General features: G+C 31.1%; 20 protein-coding genes. 11 read left to right on the top strand and 9 right to left on the bottom strand.

The features are described 5' to 3' along the window. Window positions 1-224: 224 nt before the first annotated feature. A complete protein-coding gene (locus HHX25_RS03130; RefSeq protein WP_169670025.1) occupies window positions 225-1,661 on the top strand; it encodes a serine hydrolase domain-containing protein in 1,437 nt (478 codons plus the stop codon). Window positions 1,662-1,676: 15 nt separating this feature from the next. Here the strand turns inward: HHX25_RS03130 and HHX25_RS03125 are convergent, their stop codons facing one another. From HHX25_RS03125 to HHX25_RS03115, 3 genes are read right to left on the bottom strand one after another with little or no spacing between them, the layout of a single operon-like run. Further along, complete coding sequence (locus HHX25_RS03125; RefSeq protein ID WP_169670023.1) at window positions 1,677-5,012, bottom strand: T9SS type B sorting domain-containing protein; 3,336 nt, start codon at window positions 5,010-5,012, stop codon at window positions 1,677-1,679. Between the two features lie 28 nt (window positions 5,013-5,040). Continuing rightward, the gene (locus HHX25_RS03120) at window positions 5,041-5,865 is read right to left on the bottom strand and encodes an ABC transporter permease (protein WP_169670020.1); all 825 of its coding nucleotides are present in this window, start codon (window positions 5,863-5,865) and stop codon (window positions 5,041-5,043) included. 19 nt (window positions 5,866-5,884) lie between these two features. Continuing rightward, the gene (locus HHX25_RS03115; protein ID WP_169670018.1) at window positions 5,885-6,781 is read right to left on the bottom strand and encodes an ABC transporter ATP-binding protein; all 897 of its coding nucleotides are present in this window, start codon (window positions 6,779-6,781) and stop codon (window positions 5,885-5,887) included. 117 nt (window positions 6,782-6,898) lie between these two features. On the opposite strand from HHX25_RS03115, the gene HHX25_RS03110 reads away from it, so the two are divergent. After that, window positions 6,899-7,975 carry a hypothetical protein gene (locus tag HHX25_RS03110; RefSeq protein ID WP_169670011.1) on the top strand — a complete coding sequence of 359 codons (1,077 nt, stop codon included), beginning with the start codon at window positions 6,899-6,901 and terminating at the stop codon, window positions 7,973-7,975. On the opposite strand, the gene HHX25_RS03105 is transcribed toward HHX25_RS03110, so the two are convergent. The 5 genes from HHX25_RS03105 to HHX25_RS03085 all read right to left on the bottom strand — a co-directional run bounded on the left by HHX25_RS03105 (window position 7,972) and on the right by HHX25_RS03085 (window position 12,107). Beyond that, the gene (locus tag HHX25_RS03105; RefSeq protein ID WP_169670009.1) at window positions 7,972-8,484 is read right to left on the bottom strand and encodes an IS1096 element passenger TnpR family protein; all 513 of its coding nucleotides are present in this window, start codon (window positions 8,482-8,484) and stop codon (window positions 7,972-7,974) included. The genes HHX25_RS03110 and HHX25_RS03105 overlap by 4 nt on opposite strands. A gap of 38 nt (window positions 8,485-8,522) precedes the next feature. Continuing rightward, complete coding sequence (locus tag HHX25_RS03100; protein WP_169670007.1) at window positions 8,523-9,539, bottom strand: COX15/CtaA family protein; 1,017 nt, start codon at window positions 9,537-9,539, stop codon at window positions 8,523-8,525. A 54-nt stretch (window positions 9,540-9,593) separates the two neighbouring features. Continuing rightward, window positions 9,594-10,046, bottom strand: a complete 453-nt coding sequence (locus HHX25_RS03095; protein WP_169670005.1) for a GNAT family N-acetyltransferase — start codon at window positions 10,044-10,046, stop codon at window positions 9,594-9,596. Beyond that, window positions 10,039-11,466: a CCA tRNA nucleotidyltransferase gene (locus tag HHX25_RS03090; protein ID WP_169670003.1), complete on the bottom strand. Its 1,428-nt coding sequence runs from the start codon at window positions 11,464-11,466 to the stop codon at window positions 10,039-10,041. The genes HHX25_RS03095 and HHX25_RS03090 overlap by 8 nt, the downstream gene beginning before the upstream one ends. Before the next feature lie 74 nt (window positions 11,467-11,540). Beyond that, window positions 11,541-12,107 carry an L-threonylcarbamoyladenylate synthase gene (locus HHX25_RS03085; protein WP_169670001.1) on the bottom strand — a complete coding sequence of 189 codons (567 nt, stop codon included), beginning with the start codon at window positions 12,105-12,107 and terminating at the stop codon, window positions 11,541-11,543. A gap of 121 nt (window positions 12,108-12,228) precedes the next feature. Between HHX25_RS03085 and HHX25_RS03080 the strand changes: the two genes are divergently transcribed. The 9 genes from HHX25_RS03080 to HHX25_RS03040 all read left to right on the top strand — a co-directional run bounded on the left by HHX25_RS03080 (window position 12,229) and on the right by HHX25_RS03040 (window position 20,213). Then, a complete protein-coding gene (locus tag HHX25_RS03080) occupies window positions 12,229-13,161 on the top strand; it encodes an FkbM family methyltransferase (RefSeq protein WP_169669998.1) in 933 nt (310 codons plus the stop codon). A gap of 15 nt (window positions 13,162-13,176) precedes the next feature. Next, window positions 13,177-13,983 (top strand): glycosyltransferase family 2 protein, encoded by an 807-nt coding sequence (locus tag HHX25_RS03075; RefSeq protein ID WP_169669997.1) that lies wholly within the window; start codon window positions 13,177-13,179, stop codon window positions 13,981-13,983. Beyond that, window positions 13,973-14,737, top strand: a complete 765-nt coding sequence (locus HHX25_RS03070) for a Kdo domain containing protein (RefSeq protein ID WP_317169056.1) — start codon at window positions 13,973-13,975, stop codon at window positions 14,735-14,737. The genes HHX25_RS03075 and HHX25_RS03070 overlap by 11 nt, the downstream gene beginning before the upstream one ends. Before the next feature lie 129 nt (window positions 14,738-14,866). Beyond that, on the top strand, window positions 14,867-15,847 hold the full coding sequence (locus HHX25_RS03065; RefSeq protein WP_169669995.1) for a GDP-mannose 4,6-dehydratase: 981 nt from the start codon (window positions 14,867-14,869) through the stop codon (window positions 15,845-15,847). Between the two features lies 1 nt (window position 15,848). Beyond that, entirely contained in the window at window positions 15,849-16,139 is a 291-nt protein-coding gene (locus HHX25_RS03060; RefSeq protein WP_169669993.1) for a DegT/DnrJ/EryC1/StrS family aminotransferase, read from the top strand. Continuing rightward, window positions 16,129-17,064, top strand: a complete 936-nt coding sequence (locus HHX25_RS03055; RefSeq protein ID WP_205957985.1) for a glycosyltransferase family 2 protein — start codon at window positions 16,129-16,131, stop codon at window positions 17,062-17,064. The genes HHX25_RS03060 and HHX25_RS03055 overlap by 11 nt, the downstream gene beginning before the upstream one ends. Window positions 17,065-17,070: 6 nt before the next feature. After that, entirely contained in the window at window positions 17,071-17,814 is a 744-nt protein-coding gene (locus HHX25_RS03050) for a class I SAM-dependent methyltransferase (RefSeq protein ID WP_169669989.1), read from the top strand. After that, entirely contained in the window at window positions 17,804-19,222 is a 1,419-nt protein-coding gene (locus HHX25_RS03045; protein WP_169669987.1) for a hypothetical protein, read from the top strand. Before HHX25_RS03050 ends, HHX25_RS03045 begins: the two co-directional genes overlap by 11 nt. A 133-nt stretch (window positions 19,223-19,355) precedes the next feature. Beyond that, window positions 19,356-20,213 carry a glycosyltransferase family 2 protein gene (locus HHX25_RS03040; RefSeq protein ID WP_205957984.1) on the top strand — a complete coding sequence of 286 codons (858 nt, stop codon included), beginning with the start codon at window positions 19,356-19,358 and terminating at the stop codon, window positions 20,211-20,213. A 50-nt stretch (window positions 20,214-20,263) separates the two neighbouring features. On the opposite strand, the gene HHX25_RS03035 is transcribed toward HHX25_RS03040, so the two are convergent. Further along, complete coding sequence (locus HHX25_RS03035) at window positions 20,264-21,019, bottom strand: glycosyltransferase family 2 protein (RefSeq protein ID WP_169669985.1); 756 nt, start codon at window positions 21,017-21,019, stop codon at window positions 20,264-20,266. Between the last annotated feature and the right edge of the window lie 15 nt (window positions 21,020-21,034).

Genomic DNA, 21,034 nt, shown 5'->3' with positions numbered 1-21,034 from the left:
GGGTTTGTTTTTGGTGTTTTATAAGCTTTAATATTTAGAGGTATCATCATAAATGAAACCATTATTTATTAGTTAGTTTATAATGTTTTTGAACTTATGTATAATCAAATAAAGACATTTAATTATATCAATGATCCTCCATATTTATTGAAAAAAATGTAAATAATATTAAAATTTAGGGGTATTTAATAGTTATTTAATTAAATTTAAGGAAAGAATTACTTATGTTTTTATCTAATATCAAATGTGCTTTTGAAGCGAGTTTTAAAATATCTGGCTTGAAATTCAAGTTGTTTTTTGTATTAATAATCTTAGCAGGGTGTAATGAAAATATTGAATTTGAGGAGGTATTTAATTATGAAATAACTTTAATATCAGGAAATAATCAAATTGGATTTCAAAATACGACTCTTGCGGAGGATATTGTGGTTAGGGTTGAAGATGCGTCTGGAGATAATGTTTCAGGAGTAACATTAAGTATTCAGGTTATTTCTGAAGGAGGTGAAATAGATAATACGACTACAGTAACAACCAATGACGAGGGACTTGCTAATATTTCTTGGAAACTTGGGTTGAACTATAATAATGTATTAAAAATATTTCCAAGCTCAAACCAGTCTTCATCGGTTACAGTCAATGCTATAGCTAAGTATAAATATATGGTTCCTACTAGTGATAATGATGGATGGGATACATCCGACATTACTACTCTTTTACCAAATAAAAGTAAAATATACGATGGTTTAGATGAGATTAGAAAAGGAAATTATAAAGAAATACATGCTGTACTCTTATCAATACATGGTAGTTTGGTTTTTGAAGAATATTTTTCTGGTACAAATTCTTTTGGAGAGTTTATAAAATATAACAAAAATGTATCTCATGAATTGCAATCTGTTAATAAGTCCTTTAGAGGTGCAATGATTGGAATAGCTATAGATAAAGGGGTTATTGCCAATGATCAGGTACCTCTGAAAGATTTATTTCCCGAACTAACCTATCTATCTGAAGGAGGAAAAGAAAATATACTTTTGGAAAATTTTTTAAGCATGTCTTCGGGATTAGAATGGGATGAAGGAACAGATTTGTCTGGGTTTTATGGGACGCCCTTTGAAACGGCACATACCTATGTTTTATCTAAACCTTTAGAGAGTTCGCCAGGTACTACTTTTGAGTATAATACAGGAACTTCTTTTGTGTTAAACAGAATAATAATGAATTCAATCAATACAGATTATAGTGTCTTTGCTAAGGCTAATTATTCTGATTTAATTGAAAGTAAGGCACTGCCAGGAACAGGAGAACCTTTGGATTTTAGGAATACGCCCCGAGATATGTTAAAATTAGGACAGGTGTATTTAAATGATGGCAAATGGAAAGATACACAAGTAATTTCCAAGGCTTGGGTGGACGAATCTACAAAAGTAAAGTTTAATGTATCACCTAATAGTTCTTATGGATATCAATGGTGGATAAGAGACTTTAACACAGGAGCTAATTCATATAATTGTTTTTATGCAGCTGGTTTTGGCGGACAATATATTTTTGTTATTAAAGAGTTAGGTTTAGTTGCCGTTTTTACAGGAGGAAATTTTGATTCCAATATGACCATCCCTTATGAAATCATGGAAGATTATATCTTACCAGCTTTTACTGAATAATAAACCTATTTTATCTCAACGTTTGAGTGTGAAATGGTTTTTAAATATTCTACCATCATGTAGCGTGACAACAAACCAATAATCATCTGTTGGTAATTCTTCTCCATTAAATGTGCCGTCCCAACCATGTCCAAGAGGGTTTAATTGTTTAAGGAGTTTTCCAAAACGGTCAAAAATTGAAATTTGTGTGCCATTTCGAAATAGGCCAGTAACACCGTATACCTGCCAGGTATCATGAAAACCATCGTTATTGGGAGTGAAGAATTTAGGAAAACCAATAACAGAAACGGGAGCATTTACAGTTCCACAATCATTTTTTATATCTTTAACTTGGACTGTATAAATTCCAGGGAATACATTCTCAAAAATATGACTGTCTTGGAAATCTCGATATATTTCAAGATTATTCTCATCGTATAGGCCATATTGATAAGTGCCTTCTCCAGATACCATTACGGTAACGATATTATTAGAGGAAGCGTCTACGACATCAATAGAATTAAAAGTAGCGGTATTAGAAGCTTCTACTGTAATAATTCTTTGTTTAGAACAACCGTTTACATTTGTAATTTCTACTGTATATACTCCGGGTTGATTTATTTCAACTTCATAGGTATTATCACCAGTAGACCAATTATAGGTATAATTAGAGGGGACATCGTTTAAAACGGCGGCATCGAGTGTAATAGTGTCTGGAGACCTATTTAAACAATAATAATCGGCTCCTTCTGTGTCAACATTGGGTAATTCATTAATAGTTAGTGATACTTCACTAATACCATAACAAGCGTTGTTGTTTTCTACTCTTGCATAAATAGTTTGAGAGTAGGGGGTTGTATTACTATAAGGAGAACTAAGTTCGTTTTGTTCTAATAGGGCATCTTCATATGTTTCGTAATAAAAAATTGGAAACGTTATGCCATTTAAAGATTGTATATTAGTAGTTATATCATCTAGATTAAAAGTATTAATGCCATCTTCAGAACCTATTTCATCACAAACGGCAGGTAGGGCATAGTCATCAGTTTGGGTAGATGAAACTTCCAAAGATAATTCGGCATAAGAAACACATAAAGTTTGATCATCAATAATATCAACATAAATTGTTTGTGGATTACTGGTATTTATAAAACGATCTCCGTTAATTTCATTGGATCGGGCAGAATCAGTATAAAATTTGGCTGACCGATTCGAAATATTTTGGGTTAAAACTTCTCTGGCTTCATTAAGATTGAAAACAGTTATTCCATCTGCAATACCATCTTCATCACATTGAATTAAGGCTGTGTTTGCAAATTCAGGTAATGGATTTATTGTTATGTTAATTGGAGGGGTAATATCAAAACAGTCAATATTTAAATTATTCTCTATTCTTGCATAAATAGTTTCTGAAAATGCTGTTTCATTATAATAGGAAAAATTTAGTGGCGCATTTTTTGTTTCAGCATCATTTATTGACTTATAATAGCTAATGGAATAGGCTAAAGGATCTTGTGCCCCTAAAATACCATCATCGAATTGATGCAAATTAATTTCGGTTTGCCCATTGAGAACATTTAAATCAGAGGCAATTTCCATATCACAAATTTCTAGCGGACTTACAGGGAAAGCTGTAGGGGTATTGAAAACTTCTACAACAAACGAAGTCATATCGTAACAATCTGAATTTCTGTCCACCGATAATCTTACAAAAATCTCTTGAGGATTGGAAATATTACTATATAATCCAAAAATTTCATTTGTATTATTAACGGCATCTTCTTGAGTAGGGTAATAATGTGTTCTATATATGTTTGGGTCTTGCGTGCCCATAATTTCACTGTCCATTAAAGTGAAATCGAATACATGAGAACCATCATTATTACTGTCACAAATATTTTGATTACTTGGTGTATTTGCAATTGGTCTAGCGAAGCGAGCTACAAAAGCTTCACCTTCTATATCACATTCACCATTATTAGGCTCAATGAGCAGTTGGTAGTGACCAGTATCGTTCACTTCTAGATCAAAGTCATTGTCGGGTAATATAACGCCATCATGGGTCCATGTATAGCTTGCTCCAGGAATATTAGTCCCCTTAAGAAAATAGGTTTCATTTCCACATAAAGCCAAATTTGTTGAGCTTTGACCATTTTGAATAATATCTATTTGTTCACTAAAGAATGACTGTATAAAAGGGGGAAGGCCTTGAGTTGAATTAGCAGAAAGTGCTATGGCATTATGTCTATAATCACTTGCTTTTCCTTTTCTGTTTGGAAAATTAATAACCCCTAGGTGCGGAAGCCCTAAATTGTAAGTTTCACTTAAAGCTCTGTATATTCTTCCATCTGGTCCTAGTTGTAGTGCTCCTCTATAAAGTTGACGTTCATCGAGAAGAACCTGGGTTTCGCTAACAACTATTGAAGGAAAAGTAACATCGAATTGTATTAGGGATGATGAATGGGTTTCTGGGAGATCAATATTGTCAGTAGCATTATTATAAGTAGATGCATATAAAAATTTACTGTTTGGAGAAAATTCGATCCCATATGGAGCCCTATTATCTGAATGAATACCGACTAAAGCCTCATCTGTTACAATTCCAGTCTCTTTATCAAAATTGTATAAATACAATCCATTAGAAACATTTGCAACAGCTATTTTACTACCGTCTGGGGATATTTTTAAATATCCTCTAGGGTCTAATATGAGGTCTTCTTTCAAAAAAACAGATCTAATTGCACCATTTGGATCGACACCTTGATCAGTCACTTCAAATGCATGAAATGTATTATAATCACCATTAGTCATACCTCCCCTTCGCGAGTTAGTTCCTAGTGTTACTACCCAAATAGCTTCTGTTTTACAGTCCTTTAATACTGCACTAACTTTTTCTGAGGAATATCTCAATAAGTTTACATTCTTTGTTGTTACATCTCCAAGACCATTATTCAATCTCATATCGACCTCAGAATAGTTTAAACCTTCATTAACGCTTCCTTCAATACCTGTAAAATGTGTACTTACAGTAAAAATATAATAGATATTGGGATCTTTTGGCTTGGGTACAATTATAGCCGATTGAGAACTTGAAGGGTTACCAAGCAAACCGAAACCATTGGGCATTACGGCATTGTTTCTTGAATAAACATAAGTTCCATCAGTAGAAAAGAGTAAATTGCCATCATTATCAGATATAGCAGAGCATCCTTCAAAGGTATTTACGCTACCAATTTCTGGTTCAACTATGCCAAGTTGTTGATTAAATTTTATACCAGATCCAAACCCGAAAAACCAGTTAGAAGCCTCTCTTTGAGCAGATAAATTAAAACTTATCAGGTTTAGAATTATGAATAATGCAATTTTTTTCATCTTTTGGTAGCAACAGCTACCAAAGATATCATAAATCCCGCTTTTTTAATAATCTATACGATAAAAAGACAAATAGGGCAGTCCAACCTAAAACAATAGCCATTTCATACCAGTGTGCAACATAGTCGTATGATAAATTGGCCTTGTCTGGGAATTTCGTCATGGCAATTCTTTGAAAAGGTTGATCAATTAATTTATACATGGATTTTAGTGGAAAAAAGTTCTGTATTTTTTCGGCCATGCCAGTATCTGTTTTCCAGGCCATTAAGCCAAATAGAATCCACTCTAATATGTAAAGTATAAATAAAAAAGCTAAGGCAAAAGCTGAACGCTTTACAAGCATTCCAAAAAATAAACATAAACTAAAGAAGCCGATTAGCTTTACAAAATATGCCAATAAGAATTCGGTTTCTCTAAAAATTATAGAAGCTTCTGTATAACTAGAATAATAAAGTCCAATACAAAAAGAAATTAAACTTATTAATATGGTAGAAACCAAGGAAAAGAAAACAATAGTATAAAATTTTGAAAGAATAAATTCTTTTTTACTCAAGCCATCAATAAGATTTTGTTTTATAGTTTTATTGCTGTACTCATTACCTATCATGCTCACTACCACAATAGCAAAAAAGAATTTAAATTGAGAAGCGAAAAAAGTGGTTAAATGCCAGATTATCGGAAAATTAAAAATACCCAATTCACCTAACTCTAAAGTAAAAAAACCAAATACATTAATTTTTAATGATGATAGCAGAATAACAAAAAAGGGAAGGATAAACGAAACGAATATAAGTATTTTACTAGTTCTGTTAAGGAGTAGCTTTTGTAATTCTAAATTTAAAAGTCGTAACATATGTTGTTTTTTGATTGTATTAGTTATTGTCTGTTAATTGTAAAAACTGTTCTTCTAAACTTTCTTTACGCTGTACAAGATGTGTGAGTATTATACCTTGTTCGAATGTGTATTTATTGAAGTCTTCAGATGCCATTGGAGTATCTAAAAAGGCAGTTATCAAATCACCTTCAACCTTGATACTTTTAAATGCGGTATTGTTTTCCAAGAGTGTTATTAGTTCTTCTTGTTTATTTGTTTTTAATTCAAAAAAACCATGGCTGGAAATCATTTCATCCACACGACCAGAATATAGTTTAACACCTTTACGAAGTACTACGACATGAGAACAGACTTTTTCAACTTCATCTAATAAATGTGATGCTAGGAGAATTGTGGTTCCTTTTGCTGCTATTTGTTTTATAATTTCTCTAATTTGATGTATCCCTTGAGGATCCAATCCGTTTGTTGGTTCGTCTAAAATGAGAATCTCAGGATCATTTAAAAGTGCAGATGCAATGGCTAAGCGCTGTTTCATACCCAACGAATAGGTCTTGAATTTACTGTCTTTTCGATCTAAAAGCCCTACAACTTCTAATTTCTCTTCTACTTTACTATAATCAACACCTTTTATTTTACAAACCAGCCTTAAATTTTGAGTAGCTGTCATATAAGGATAAAAATTTGGACGCTCAATAATGGCCCCAACTTTTTTTAAAGCATCATGGGTAGAGGTATTTCCATCAAACCAATGAAAATCTCCCTGTGTTTTGTTTACCACGTTTAAGACAATTCCTAAAGTTGTAGATTTTCCACTTCCATTTGGTCCTAAAATACCATAAACATTGCCTTTGTTTATAGTAAAAGAAAGATCTTTTACCGCTGTTAAATACCCAAATTTTTTAGTGAGGTTGTTAATTGTTAGTATAGACTCCAAATTTTTAGATTTTTAATACCATAAGTGGTATTGATTATTTTTAAATACGACGACGGTTCGACTATTTTGTTACAGGTGTGTTAAATAAAAGTTTTAAATTTGAATAATTATACGATTATGCAAGATTTAAAGATATCTAAAAGAAAGCCATCATATCCTGTAACTGCTAAATTACACGATTATCTAACTATCTATGATAGAAATACAAAAATTCCAATTTTTTATGATGATTTATTACGCTTTCAAGGTTCTGTTGTTGTATATGATAAAGAGGATAACGACACGCTTTGGATTCGGGTTTATTATAACGAATTTGAAAGAGAAGAAATTGATTCGTCATTAAAAAAGGTGTATACTATTTTGCATTCTGATGGTAATGAAAATATTCTTCCGTTTTTAAATGTTGATGCGATTGATTACTGTACATTTGGAAACTCTAAACCTTTTAGGGTTAAAATAAGAAATATTTTAAACGACAACTTTACTTATTTTTATATAAAAACGACTGATGCTTCCCGTATTTATGGCTTGGAATTAGAACATATGCTATCGCCGTATAATCTTAATTTTTTGGTTTATAAAAACACCCTAATTGAAGAGCATATTGCTGGTATTCCTGGAGATGAGTTTATAAAAAATATGCTGCCTAAGTGCAGTAAGTCTGAAAAAGCACAAATTGCTAAAGAGTTTGTGAAATTTAATGAGCGTTGTATGATCAGGCTATTGGGAGATATGCGATCGTATAACTACGTTATTGTACCTACTCATGATTTCGACCATGTGGTGTATAAGATCAGGGCTATTGATTTTGACCAGCAGTGTTATGAAGGGAAGTTTAATATTTACAGACCTCAGTTCTTTAAAGAAAATTTAGAAATGGTGGAATTGGTTTCTAAGAGTATACAAAAGCTTTCTATTGATCAGTATAAAACAGAAGAGCGTTCTATTTTAGTAAAACGATTAAAAAGTTTTGCAGGAAGAATAGAAAAGTTATTGGATTGTATGATGGATGATGATATTTCCAATGAAGAAAATATTAATTTGTTAAAGACTACAATCTTTGATTATACACACGATGTAAATTTTAAGCGTAGTAAAAACATGGGCGAAATACTTAAATATGCCTTAGAGTTTTTAACCCGTAATTATGAAAATGTAAAACTTGAGAATTTAAGATGGTCTAAAGAAGATTAATTCCAGTTTTCATCAAAATCTAAATTATTATAATCGTCAACATCCATACCATCTTCAAATTCATCAAAATCGTCAGTAGGATCTGCTTCAAATAACTTATCTGGGGCTTGGTCTGGGACTTGACCCTGAACAAACATTAAATTAGGGTAGTCTGTTCCTTTAGCTTCTTCTACAATTTCAGCTAATTCAACATAAAAGGTCCACATACTTAAAAAATCATATACATAGATCAGCTTTGGCTGTACTTCATGCACCACACTACTAATTTCTGTTTCGTTCATTAAACGAGCAGAATTATCGTCACTTAAATCAAACAATGAAATTTCTTCCCCTTGGTTCCATTGTTCATCACTTATGTAAAAAGATGCCATTTCGGTACCATCGAATCCAAAGGATTGCGTAATGACATTATGTAAGTCTTCAAGAGTATCTGTTTCACGAATTTCTAAATCACGAAAAATATCATCTTCGGTATCATTATCTAAAATAACTCTAAATCTGTAAATCATGCTAAAAAAGTTATACTACAAAGGTATGTTTTTTAAAATTATTTGGAAAAACGATGCATTGTAAAAGTCATAGCGCTTAGTAAGAAGAAGGCACCTATTTGATGCGCTACGCCTAACCATACAGGTACTTGTAGCAATATAGTAAATACTCCTAATAAAAACTGGATACAGACTATAATGAGCAATATTTTTATTCCTTTTGACTGATAGATGGTTAGACTTAGTTTTTTTGATTTTTTCCAAATTAATAGGATAAATAAAACGACAATATATGCCAATATTCTGTGAACAAACTGAACACCACTTTTTCCTTCAATAAAGTTTTTATACAATGGGTTTTGTTCAATATAAACCGTTTGGTGCATAAATTTGCCTTCACTCATCATGGGCCAATGGTTATGAATAAAACCAGCATCTAAACCAGCGACAAACGCACCGTATATAATTTGTAATAATAGAACGGCAAGGCCTATTCGTATTAGGTTTCTAAAAGCCTTATCTGTTTGTTTTTTATGAGGGAATATTAAATCAAGAGCAACCCAAAAGGTATATGCGAATGTTATAAAAGCAGTTGTTAAATGTGCTGCTAAACGATAATGGCTTACATCTGGATTATCGACGAGACCACTTTTAACCATATACCACCCTAAAAAGCCTTGAAATGCACCTAGACATAGGAGGACGATAGATTTTTTTATAGTCGCTTTTGATAGCTGTTTTTTTATTAAAAAGTATAAAAAAGGAATAAAAAATACGAGTCCGATAAACCTACCAATAACACGGTGTAGCCATTCCCAAAAATAAATATCTTTAAAATCCTGAAGTGTGAATTGGTTGTTTAATTTTTGGTATTCTGGATACTGTTTATATAAGTTGAAAGCTTCTTGCCATTCAGTCTCATTCACAGGTGGGATAGTACCAGATATCAGTTTATAGTTAGATATTGATAACCCAGAGTGGGTTAATCTTGTAATGCCGCCAACGACTACCATAATAAAAATAAGCAGGCAGCCTGTAAGTAACCAGTATATAACTTTTTTGTTGTCTTTATTCATTTTTTGTCAGGTCGAATTATTTATAAGCCTCTTGACTGTACTCGAGACAACTATTTAGTCTAACATTTTTTTTAAACAAAGACTATTGCTTATCCCTTCATACTGTCCGTAATTAGGGATAATCGTATAGTTGTTTTTCTTATAGAACTGAACAGCTTCTATTTGTCGTTTACCGGTTTCTAATACACAGGCTTCAAAATTTAGCTCTTTAGACCAGTCTTCCAATTCTTTTAAGATTTTAGATGCAACGCCTTGACCTCTTGTTTCTGGAAGCGTGAACATACGTTTAATCTCAACTTCATTTTCGGTATATTTTTTAAAAGCACCACAACCAACAGGCTTATCATCTATATAAGAGACTATAACATTTTTTAATGTATCAATCCCATTATATTGATTATAAAATTCATGATCATCACCATCTATTATTTTTAAATAGTCATTTAATAAGTTAACTAACTTAACAAAATCATTATTATCAGAATTGGTTCTAATTAATTTAATCATTTTTATTAATGGCTTTTAATCCTAATCGTTTACCCTCTTTTATCATTAGTCTATAAGCAGCTTCATATTCGTTTGGAATATCTCCCTCTAAAATGGCTTCTTTTATAACATCTTTAATCAAGCCTATTTCGCGTGATGGCTTTATGTTAAATGTTGTCATAATTTCTTCTCCAGTAATTGGAGGTTGAAAGTTTCTAATATGATCGCGGGCTTCAACTTCAATAATTTTTTCACGAACTATTTTAAAGTTGTTGTGGTATTTATGGAATTTTTTAGGGTTTTTGGTTGTAATGTCTGCTTCACAAAGCGTCATTAAATCATCAACATAATCACCAGCATCAAAAACCAGGCGGCGCACTGCAGAATCTGTTACAATATCTTGAGCTAGTACGATAGGACGTGAGCTCATAAATACCATTTTTTGTACAAATTTCATTTTGTCATTCAATGGCATTTTAAGTCTTTTAAATAAATGGTAGACCATTTTGGAGCCTTCAAACTCATGTCCATGAAATGTCCACCCCACTTTTTTACTAAACCTCTTTGTGGGGGCTTTGCCAATATCGTGTAATAAAGCAGCCCAACGCAACCAAAGGTTATTAGTGTTTTTGGAGATATTATCAACGACTTCTAAAGTATGATAAAAATTGTCTTTGTGTCTTTGACCGTCAACTTCATCGATGCCTTTCAAAGCTGTAAGTTCTGGCATTATATAATCTAATAACCCCGTTTTTTCCAGTAAGAGAAACCCAATAGATGGTTTTTTGCTTTCAAGAATTTTATTTAATTCTGTGACAATACGTTCTTTGGTTATAATTTTAATGCGGTGACTATTTTTGGTTATGGCATGCAGCGATTCTCTTTCTATGGTAAAATTTAATTGCGTAGCAAAGCGTATAGCGCGCATCATTCGTAAGGGATCATCGCTATAGGTAATATCTGGAGTTAAAGGTGTACGGATAATTTGTTTTTCTAAATCTTCAACACCATTAAAAGGATCTAGTAGATCACCATAGCTTGATACATTTAAATTTAAGGCCAAGGCATTTATGGTAAAATCTCTACGATTTTGGTCATCTTCCAGAGTCCCATTTTCTACTTTAGGGTTTCTGCTATCTTCACTGTAGGATTCTTTACGGGCACCAACAAACTCAATTTCAATGTCGTCGTATCTCAACATGGCAGTACCATAGGTTTTAAAAACCTGCACTTTAGGTTTGGTTGGAAGGTTTTTAGCAACTTGTTTGGCTAGCTTTATACCATCTCCGATGGCAACAACATCAATATCTTTAGCATCACCACGTTTTAGTATAAAATCACGTACAAAGCCACCGATAACATAGCAGTCTACACGTATTTCTTTGGCAGATTGAGATATAATTTTGAAGATATTATGTTGTAGTGCCTTTTCGTAATTCATCAAGTAAGTTTCAATCATTAAGTTTCAAATCCCAAACCAGTTTCGGTTAGATTTTAATACTTAAAATTTGAGTTTTATGTTCTTATTATCTTAACAATACCGCTATTACTCAATTTAATAATAGAAGATGGTTTGTCGCAGATTTTTTCGCGCTGCAAATTTACAACATAGTCTACACCTTTTAAAACCTCTGGAGTTATTTCTTTATACGATTTTGGCGTTGGTTGTCCGCTTATGTTTGCCGATGTCGAAACAATAGCAGCATTTAGTTTTCTTGAGAGTTGATAACAAAAGTCATCATCTGGTATTCTAATGGCTATAGTACCGTCGTTGGCAATTAGATTAGAGGCTAGGTTTTGCGCCTCATCATAAATAATGGTTGTTGGTTTTTCGGAAATATCAATAATATCCAAAGCAGCTTCAGGTACTTTGTTTACATATTTTTTTAGCATTCGGTCATCTGCTACTAAGCAAATGAGGGCTTTGCTGTCTTCACGTTGTTTTAATTCGTAGATCTTTTTAACAGCAGCTTCATTTGTTGCATCACAGCCAATACCCCAAACGGTGTCTGTTGGATAGAGTATAAGCCCACCTTCTTTTAAAATTTGTAACGTCTTATTTATTTCATGGTTCAATCCCATAAATACTTCAATTTTTAATAATAAACCTGTCTCAATTAATTAAGTGTAAAATTAAAACTATAATTTGCAAATAGAACTAAGCTTAACTTGTTTATTTTTGCCAAGATTAAAATATTAACAAATGGGATTCGCTAACAGGATTTTAAAAGTTTTATCCAGGGTAACAAGAAAGTTGCCTTACCATCGTAAACTAAACCAGATTTATAAGCACTTTAATAGGCTATTATTGGCTTTGGGCGCCGAGCCTGTTGTAAAGGCTACCATGCAAGATGGCACTACCATGTTCGTGGATTTGAGTACCAAAACGGAAAGAATATCCTTTTATACAGGTAAGTATGATCCAGATTTGATAGCTATTATTCATTCATTATTTGATCCGAATTTATGTTTTTTGGATATTGGCGGTAATATTGGATATTATTCTGTTTCAATGGGTAACTTTATCAGATCGAAAAACGCTTCAGGAAATGTCGTCGCCTTTGAACCTTTTGAAGGAAATTATTTAAGGCTTACTAATAATTTAAAGGCGAATGATTTAAATGAAATATGTGAAGTCAATCAATTTGGATTATCCGACAAACCCGCAGAAACAGAAATTACATTAAGAGAAGATTTTAAACACGGATCCAATACGGGGAACGCAGCTATTCGAACAAGTGAGGCTATGGACGAAGGATTTAAATTATCACCTATTAAGCTTGAAAAATTAGACGATATTTGGGATAAAAATTATGGTAATTACAATAGTATAGATATCATAAAAATGGATATTGAAGGGCATGAAGATTTTTGTTTAAAGGGCGGTAAGGAAACCATTAATAAGCATCGTCCAACTGTATTAATGGAAGTTAATAAACCATACTATGAAGCACGTAACGTGAAGTTAGACGAACTATTTTTTCCACTGATTCCAGAAAATTATAATATTTATAAAGAGCATGGCGCAAGATGGAAACGTATCGAATCTTTAAATGAATGTGCTACGTTAGACAATGTTTTCTTGATACCTATAGAAAAATTAGAATTAGAGGCATATCATATTTTTAAAAACTAAAAAAGCAACATTAAAATGGGATACCATATAAAATCAACTTTAATAATATCTACCTATAATTGGTCTGATGCTTTAGAATTGGTTTTAATGAGTATTAAAAATCAAATAACACTTCCAAATGAAGTGATTATTGCTGATGATGGGTCTAAAAAAGACACGCGAGATTTAATACAAAGGTTTCAGAATAATTTTCCTGTTCCTTTAATTCATGTATGGCATGAGGATCATGGTTTTAATAAATCTATGATTTTAAATAAGGCTATTGCAAAGGCTCAGGGTGAGTATATCATTCAGTCTGATGGTGATTGTATATTGCATCCTTCGTTTGTTAAAGACCATTTAAGGTTTATTAAAAAAGGCCATTATTTATTTGGAAGTAGGGTTAACATACAAGCGTTTTACTTAAAGGATTTGTTTTCTAAGAAACAAGTGAAACTTCACGCTTTTTCAAAAGGAATAAAAAAGAGAACTCGGGCTATACATATTCCTGTATTAACCAATCTGTATAAAATTAGAAATGTATTTTCAAAAAAATTTAGAGGCTGTAACACATCATATTTTAAAAGTGACTTTTTAGCTGTTAATGGTTATAATGAAGATTTTAGAGGCTGGGGTAGAGAAGATTCAGAATTGGCTTATCGTTTTCATAACTACGGGTTAAAAGGAAGGCGATTAAGATATTGTGGTATTGTATTTCATATTTTTCATAATGAAAAATCAAAAGATAGATTAGAGATCAACAACGATATTGAAAAAACAACAATCGATAATAAAGTTGTTTGGTGTAAAAACGGTATTGATAAATATTTAAGTGAAGCGTAATAAGGAAATACATAAGGGCTTTAAAGCTAACAGTGCTTTTTTTGATGACATTATTGATAATTTTGACACAAAAGGCGAAGACTTTGGTAATCAGGAAAGAAATTCTTTAAAATTATTTCAACTAAAGGGTAAGACTGTTAATGTAAAGTCTTTTAGAATCCCCAATATAGTAAATCAAATTGCCTATCGTTTTTTTAGAAAAAGTAAGGCACAACGTTCTTATAAATATGCTAATAAACTCAAAGAGCTGCATATTGGAACTCCACAACCCATAGCTTATTATGAATACAAAACGCTTTTCTTGTTTAAGAAAAGTTATTATATAAGTGAGCATTTGGATTGCGATTTAACTTATAGGGAATTAACAACCGACTTTAACTATCCTGATCATGAAAATATACTCAGGGCTTTTACTAGGTTCACTTTCGATTTACATGAAAAAGGCATTCATTTTTTAGACCATTCTCCAGGAAATACACTCATAAAAAAAACGGATGTTGGTTATGATTTCTTTTTGGTTGATTTAAACCGAATGGAATTTAAACTACTTGATTTTGAAACGAGAATTAAAAACTTTTCCAAGTTAACGATTCATAAATCTATGATAGAAGTTATGAGTGACGAATATGCAAAATCTACAGGAGAAGATTATAATAGAATATTCAATTTGATGTGGAAAGAAACTGAAGCCTTTCAAAATAAGTATCATCGAAAAAGACGTCTTAAAAAGAGGTTAAAGTTTTGGAAAAGATAGTGTTAGGTTGGTTTTTATAGTAGAAAAGTTCTTTTTAGATATCTCCAATTTTAAAAAAAATCGATTTTTTTTTAGGGTATTTTTATAGATAACTGTTTAAGTTACTTAAACAGCGATTTATTTTAATAAATGAAATTTAAAAATAAGAACGTCCTAATTACTGGAGGATTGGGGTTTATTGGTTCTAATTTAGCAATTAAACTTGTAGAATTAGGAGCTAATATTACAATTATTGATAGTGTAATTCCAGAATATGGAGGGAATTTAAAAAACATAGAGTCCATAAAAGACAGAATCAAAATTAATTATTCTGATGTTAGGGATGAGTTTTCGATAAAACATTTAATTAAGGATCAAGATTTTTTGTTCAATTTGGCGGGACAAACAAGTCATATTGATTCCATGACCAACCCATTTCAGGATTTAGAAATAAATGCCAAGTCCCAATTATCCATTTTAGAAGCTTGTAGAAAGAATAACCCAAACATTAAAATTGTTTTTGCAAGTACGCGCCAATTATATGGCAAACCCCAGTACTTACCCGTAGATGAAAACCATCCAATAATTCCTGTGGATGTTAATGGCATAAATAAAATGTCTGGGGAAAATTATCATTTACTTTATAATAGTATTTACGGAATAAAAACCTGCGTTTTACGATTAACAAACACATATGGTCCTAGATTAAGAATAAAGGATGCCAGACAAACTTTTTTAGGAATTTGGATTAGAAATATTATAGAAGAAAAGCCTTTTCTAATTTTTGGGGATGGCTCACAAGTTAGAGATTACAATTATGTTGATGATGTTGTGGATGCCTTTATTTTAACAGCACTGTCCAATAAGACCAATGGGAACATATATAATTTAGGATCTCCAGATCCTATAACGCTTAAAGAAACGGCATCCTTATTAATTGAAGAAAATAAAAAGGGCACCTACAATGTTATTCCGTTTCCCGAAGACAGAAAAAGTATTGATATAGGAGATTTTTATGCCAATTTTAATAAGATTAATCAGGATTTGGGATGGTATCCAAAAACCTCTTTTAGAGAGGGTATTAGTGAGACTTTAATTTATTATAAACAAAACATAGCAAGTTATATTTAATATGATTCCTTTCAATAATTTTAAATTACACTATCAGGATCTTAAACCAGGTTTAGATAAGGCCTTAGATAGAGCTCGTTTTTCGACTTATTTGAATAATAATGGTGTAGTGGCATTAATACACTATCCTATTCTTATTCATAAGCAAAAAGCTTTTTTATATCAAAAAGATGAAAAATTAGCAGCGTCCGAAATATTTACGAGCAATATTTTAAGTTTACCCATATATCCAGAATTATCAGAGAAAGATCTTCAAAAAATTGTTACAATAATAAATGAATATGAGTTATAAAGAAGCCATATCTATAGTTATTCCTGTTTATAATGGAGAAAATTCTATTGCAAATTTAGTTACGGATCTTATTGATAGATTATCAATATCATATAGTTTAGAAATTGTATTGGTTAATGACTGTTCGCCTGATAATTCAGAGGCTGTTTGTCTCTCTATTTTTGAAAAACATAAAAGTATCGTTAAGTTTTTAAGTCTTTCAAAAAACGTAGGAGAGCATAATGCTGTTATGGCTGGGTTAAATCAAGTTACAGGTAATTTTACGGTTATTATGGATGATGACTTTCAAAACCCAGTAATGGAGGTTGTCAAACTAATAGAGTTTGCAATAGTGAGTAAACATGATGTTATTTATACTTATTATGATAAGAAAGAGCATTCTTTTTTCAGAAACTTAGGAAGCCGATTTAATGATAAAGTGGCAACTATTTTGCTTAAAAAACCCAAAGATCTTTATTTGTCCAGTTTTAAGATTATGAATAAATTTTTAGTTAAAGAAATTATTAAATACGATCTGCCTTTTCCTTACATAGACGGGTTGATTTTAAGAACGACTAATAGCATAGGAAAACTTGAAGTAAGGCATGACAAAAGAATAAATGGAGCATCAAATTATACATTAAAAAAGCTGGTGTCCCTTTGGATGAATATGTTTACTAACTTCTCCATTTTACCGTTGCGCTTTTCAATGATCGTAGGGTTTGTTTTTTCATTGTTTGGCTTTGGGTATGGTTTATTTGCCGTTATCGAGAAATTATTTAATCCTCATTTGCCTATTGGTTATACAGCTTTAATTGTTTTGGTTTCTGTTTTTTCAGGCATTCAATTGATGGCCTTAGGAATGGTAGGGGAGTATCTAGGCAGAATGTTTATGTCTCAAAATAAGAAGCCTCAATATTCGATAAGGAAATTATATACAATTTAGCATTGAATGGAGAAAAACGAGTATAAAAATATGTATCATCAAGAAAATAATTTCTGGTGGTATAAAACATTACATAGTTTAATTATTGATGTAGTAAAAAAGAAAAAAGACATGAACCTGTCTATTTTTGATGCAGGTTGTGGCACTGGAAGGTTAATGGAGTTGTTAGATGATTTTGGAACTGTATCTGGTATTGATTATTCTGAAGAAGCGGTAGCATTTTCTGAAAAAAGAGGCTTGAAACGTATAACTAAGTGCGATTTGAATAATTGGATTCCAACAGAAAGCTATGACATAATAACTTCAATTGATGTGTTGTACCATTCCGCAATAACAGATGACTATGCAGTACTTCAGAAATTTTATGGTGCATTATCTAACGGAGGGACTTTAATTTTAAATTTAGCTGCTTTTAATATTTTAAAAAGAGACCATGATATTATTGTACATACTAAACGGCGTTATAGGAAAAAAGCATTTGTAAAGAAACTGGAGACTATTGGATTTTGTATAGAAAAAGCAACGTACCGAATGCCTCTTTTATTTTTAATTATTGTTGTGCAAAAATTAGTGTATGAAGTTTTCCCATCTAAAAATATTCAATCAGATGTGCAAGAACCTCCAAAATGGATGAACACGATGTTCTGGCTTTTAGGAAAAATTGAAAATAGCTTCATATTAAAAATTGGAGGTATCCCATTTGGAAGTTCGTTGTTTATAGTTGCTAAAAAATGTAATAATGAAAGTTGAAGTATTTAATAACAATGCCATTTACTATGCTTTGCTATATTTTTTTATAGTGATAATAGGAAGTTATTTTTTAATAGTCTATTTGTACCCATCGATTTCTAATGATACAGGGTATTATTTAAAAATAGCTTATGATTTAGCACATGGACTGTCTTTTTTTAAAGAATTAAATTGTAGTTATTCCCCATTGGTAATGTATATATTTTCCATACCATTTTATTTTAATGATGAAGTTGGATTGATATTTTTATTTACCTATTATTTTATGGTATTTCCTTTCATAGGAGCATTGTTTTTTCAGATACTGAAATACTTTAATAGTGATAATAAAATTTGCCTTTTTTTTACTGTTTTATTAATTACTGCAAATTTTGTTTTTGAAGGGTTCCATATTTTATTAGAACCCTATGTTTTGTTATTCCAGTTAATGACTATTTGGCTAGTGTTAACATGGAAGTTAAAAAAGAGTACTCTGTTCTTGGCAGGGGTGTTTGCTTTTTTAGCATTTTATGCCAAACAATATGGACTTTTTATTATGCCAGCCTTAGTATTTTGGTTATATAGAGAAGCAAAAAACATTCGATTGTTTACTTCAAGTTTGTCTTTTTTTGTGCTAGGCTTTTTTGTTCCAATATTAATTTTAATGAGCTATTTTTATGTATACGAAAACGTTGCTATAAAGTTTTTTCTACTAAGGCTTTTTGGAGTTTCAGCTATTAAAGGGACTGAAATAGTAACAGGTATCGATTATTCTGTAATTGGAGCATTTAAAAAAGTTGGACAATTTATTATAGACTTTCCTTTTTTTATATTGATAGTATTTTTGTTTTTTGGTGTAAAAACAAAATCAATAAGTCAAAGTAGTAAGTTTGTTCTATTACTTTTAATTGGAGCATTTTGTACGTTATATTTTGCTTACTATTCCCATTATTTTCAATTGATAATACCTTATATAATAATTACAATAGTCATATTTTATAAAAGCTTTTTAGAAAAAAATTCTATAATAATCTTTTTTTTTAGCATCATATTTTTAGTTGGAGCTTCACTTAAATTGAAAAATAAATTCTTAGAGAAAAAAGAACATTATAATGAACAATTGGCTAATGTACCGGTTTTGGAATCTAATGTTGCCAATAAAAATGTTTATTTACATGGGATGTCTCCAGCCTACTATTTTTTGAGCAAGTATAATTCACCAAATTACGGTGTTTTAGGCTATAAATTCCCAATTGAGTTAACATTGAACAAAATATGTACTGAAATTTCGGAAGGAGATTGTATTTTAATAGAACCAAAGTTTTTTAAGCCAGCAATATTTGATTCTTATATAACTAAAAAAGAGTTTACTGTAATGGATGGAGTCAAGCAAAAAAGGATACTTCTTTTGGAAAAAAAGAAGCATTGATATTTATTGTTTATAGCCAAAATTCTTCGAATAATTTAAAACCAAAAAACATTCAGTTTTTTTTAGGGTATTTTTAGAGATAACTGTTTAGTTACTTAAAAGCTATTTGTTTTAATAACTAAACTATAAAAAATTGAAAAAAGATTGTATTGAATCAACTTTAATTATAACAACTTATAATTGGCCAGAAGCTTTAGAGTTGGTTTTAGAAAGTGTTAAAAATCAAGCGGAACTTCCTACAGAAGTTATAATTGCAGATGATGGGTCTACAAATGAAACCAGACAATTAATTGAAAGCTTTCAAAATAGTTTCCCGGTACCATTAAAACATATATGGCATAACGATAAAGGGTTTAGAAGATCTGCAATATTAAACTTGGCAATTTCTAAAACAGATTCAGATTATATAATTCAGTTAGATGGTGATTGTATTATTCATAAAAACTTTGTGAGGGATCATTTAAATTCAATTGAAAAAGGAACTTACTTATTTGGGTCTAGAGTCAATCTTCAAGAACCATATTTAAATCACCTCTTCAAAAAGAAAATCATCACATTTTCTTATTTGGCCAAGGGAATAAAAAAGCGTAATAGAAATATACATTTGCCTCTTTTAGGAAGCATGCTATATAAAAGAAATAATAAATTATCTGGAAAACTGCGAGGTTGTAATTTGTCGTATTGGAAAGTAGATTTTTTAAAGGTGAATGGTTATAATGAGGATATGACAGGTTGGGGGAGAGAGGATTCCGAGTTTATAATAAGAATGTTAAATAATGGTGTACAAGGTAAACGACTAAAGTATAAAGCCATCGTTTACCATATTTGGCACAAAGAAAAATCAAAGGAAAATTTAAGTGTTAACAACAACATTCAAGAGAGTACTTTAAAAAATAAACTGTCATGGTGTGAAAACGGTATTGATAAGTATTTAGTAGAGAGAGATGATAATAGGGTTTTCAGAGAAATGAAGTTTTTTGATTTATTATAGTACATAATCAAATTATTTTCATAATAAATATAATTAGAAAATAAGAATACCTATTTGTTTTTATGGAGTCTATAAAGTTTAATATACTTTAAAAAAGTAACGTTAAAAGTCTGTACACAAATGATAAAGCCATTTAAACCATCTAAAAAACCCAATCTTAAAAAGTAAGCTTTAAAAAAAGCCCAACTTGGGTTAAAAACTATTTTCCAAATAGAAGATTTCTTGCCTAAATCAAAATATGCTTGAGCCGCAATACTAGAAAAGTTCTCAACCTTTTGATTATGTTCATGATAATCCCTATAAATCCAGTGTAATAAATCGCCTTTAAGTTTTCCTGCTTTCAAACCTTTTTTAAGGGTATATCTGTCATGAGGGTTTATACCCTTCCATTCACCATTTCCTTTTTTAAACAATCTTAGTTTTTTGTCAGGATACCAATCAGAGTGCTTAATCCATTGTCCACAGTAATTATTCAATCGATTACAATAATAGCCATCGAAGCTCCAGTTTTTTTTTGTTTTTAAAATAGACTTTTTAAGCGTATCAGATAAGGCCTCGTCACCATCCAGTGATAAGATATAATCGTATTTGGCATGAGATAATGCATAATTTTTTTGCTCAATATAACCCTCAAATTTATTTTGAATGAATCGAACATGATAAGCAGCACATATTTCGGGAGTTCTATCGGAAGAAAAGGAGTCTACAACAACAATTTCATCTACAACATCTACTAAAGACTTTAAACATTTTTCTAAATGTTCTTCTTCATTAAAGGTAATTATGACTCCAGATAATTTAATCATTTGATATTTTGAAAA

Origin of the sequence: Flavivirga algicola (genome assembly GCF_012910715.1) — a bacterium.
In the GTDB taxonomy this organism is placed as follows: domain Bacteria; phylum Bacteroidota; class Bacteroidia; order Flavobacteriales; family Flavobacteriaceae; genus Flavivirga; species Flavivirga algicola.
This window is presented reverse-complemented; position numbering and strand designations above follow the sequence as displayed.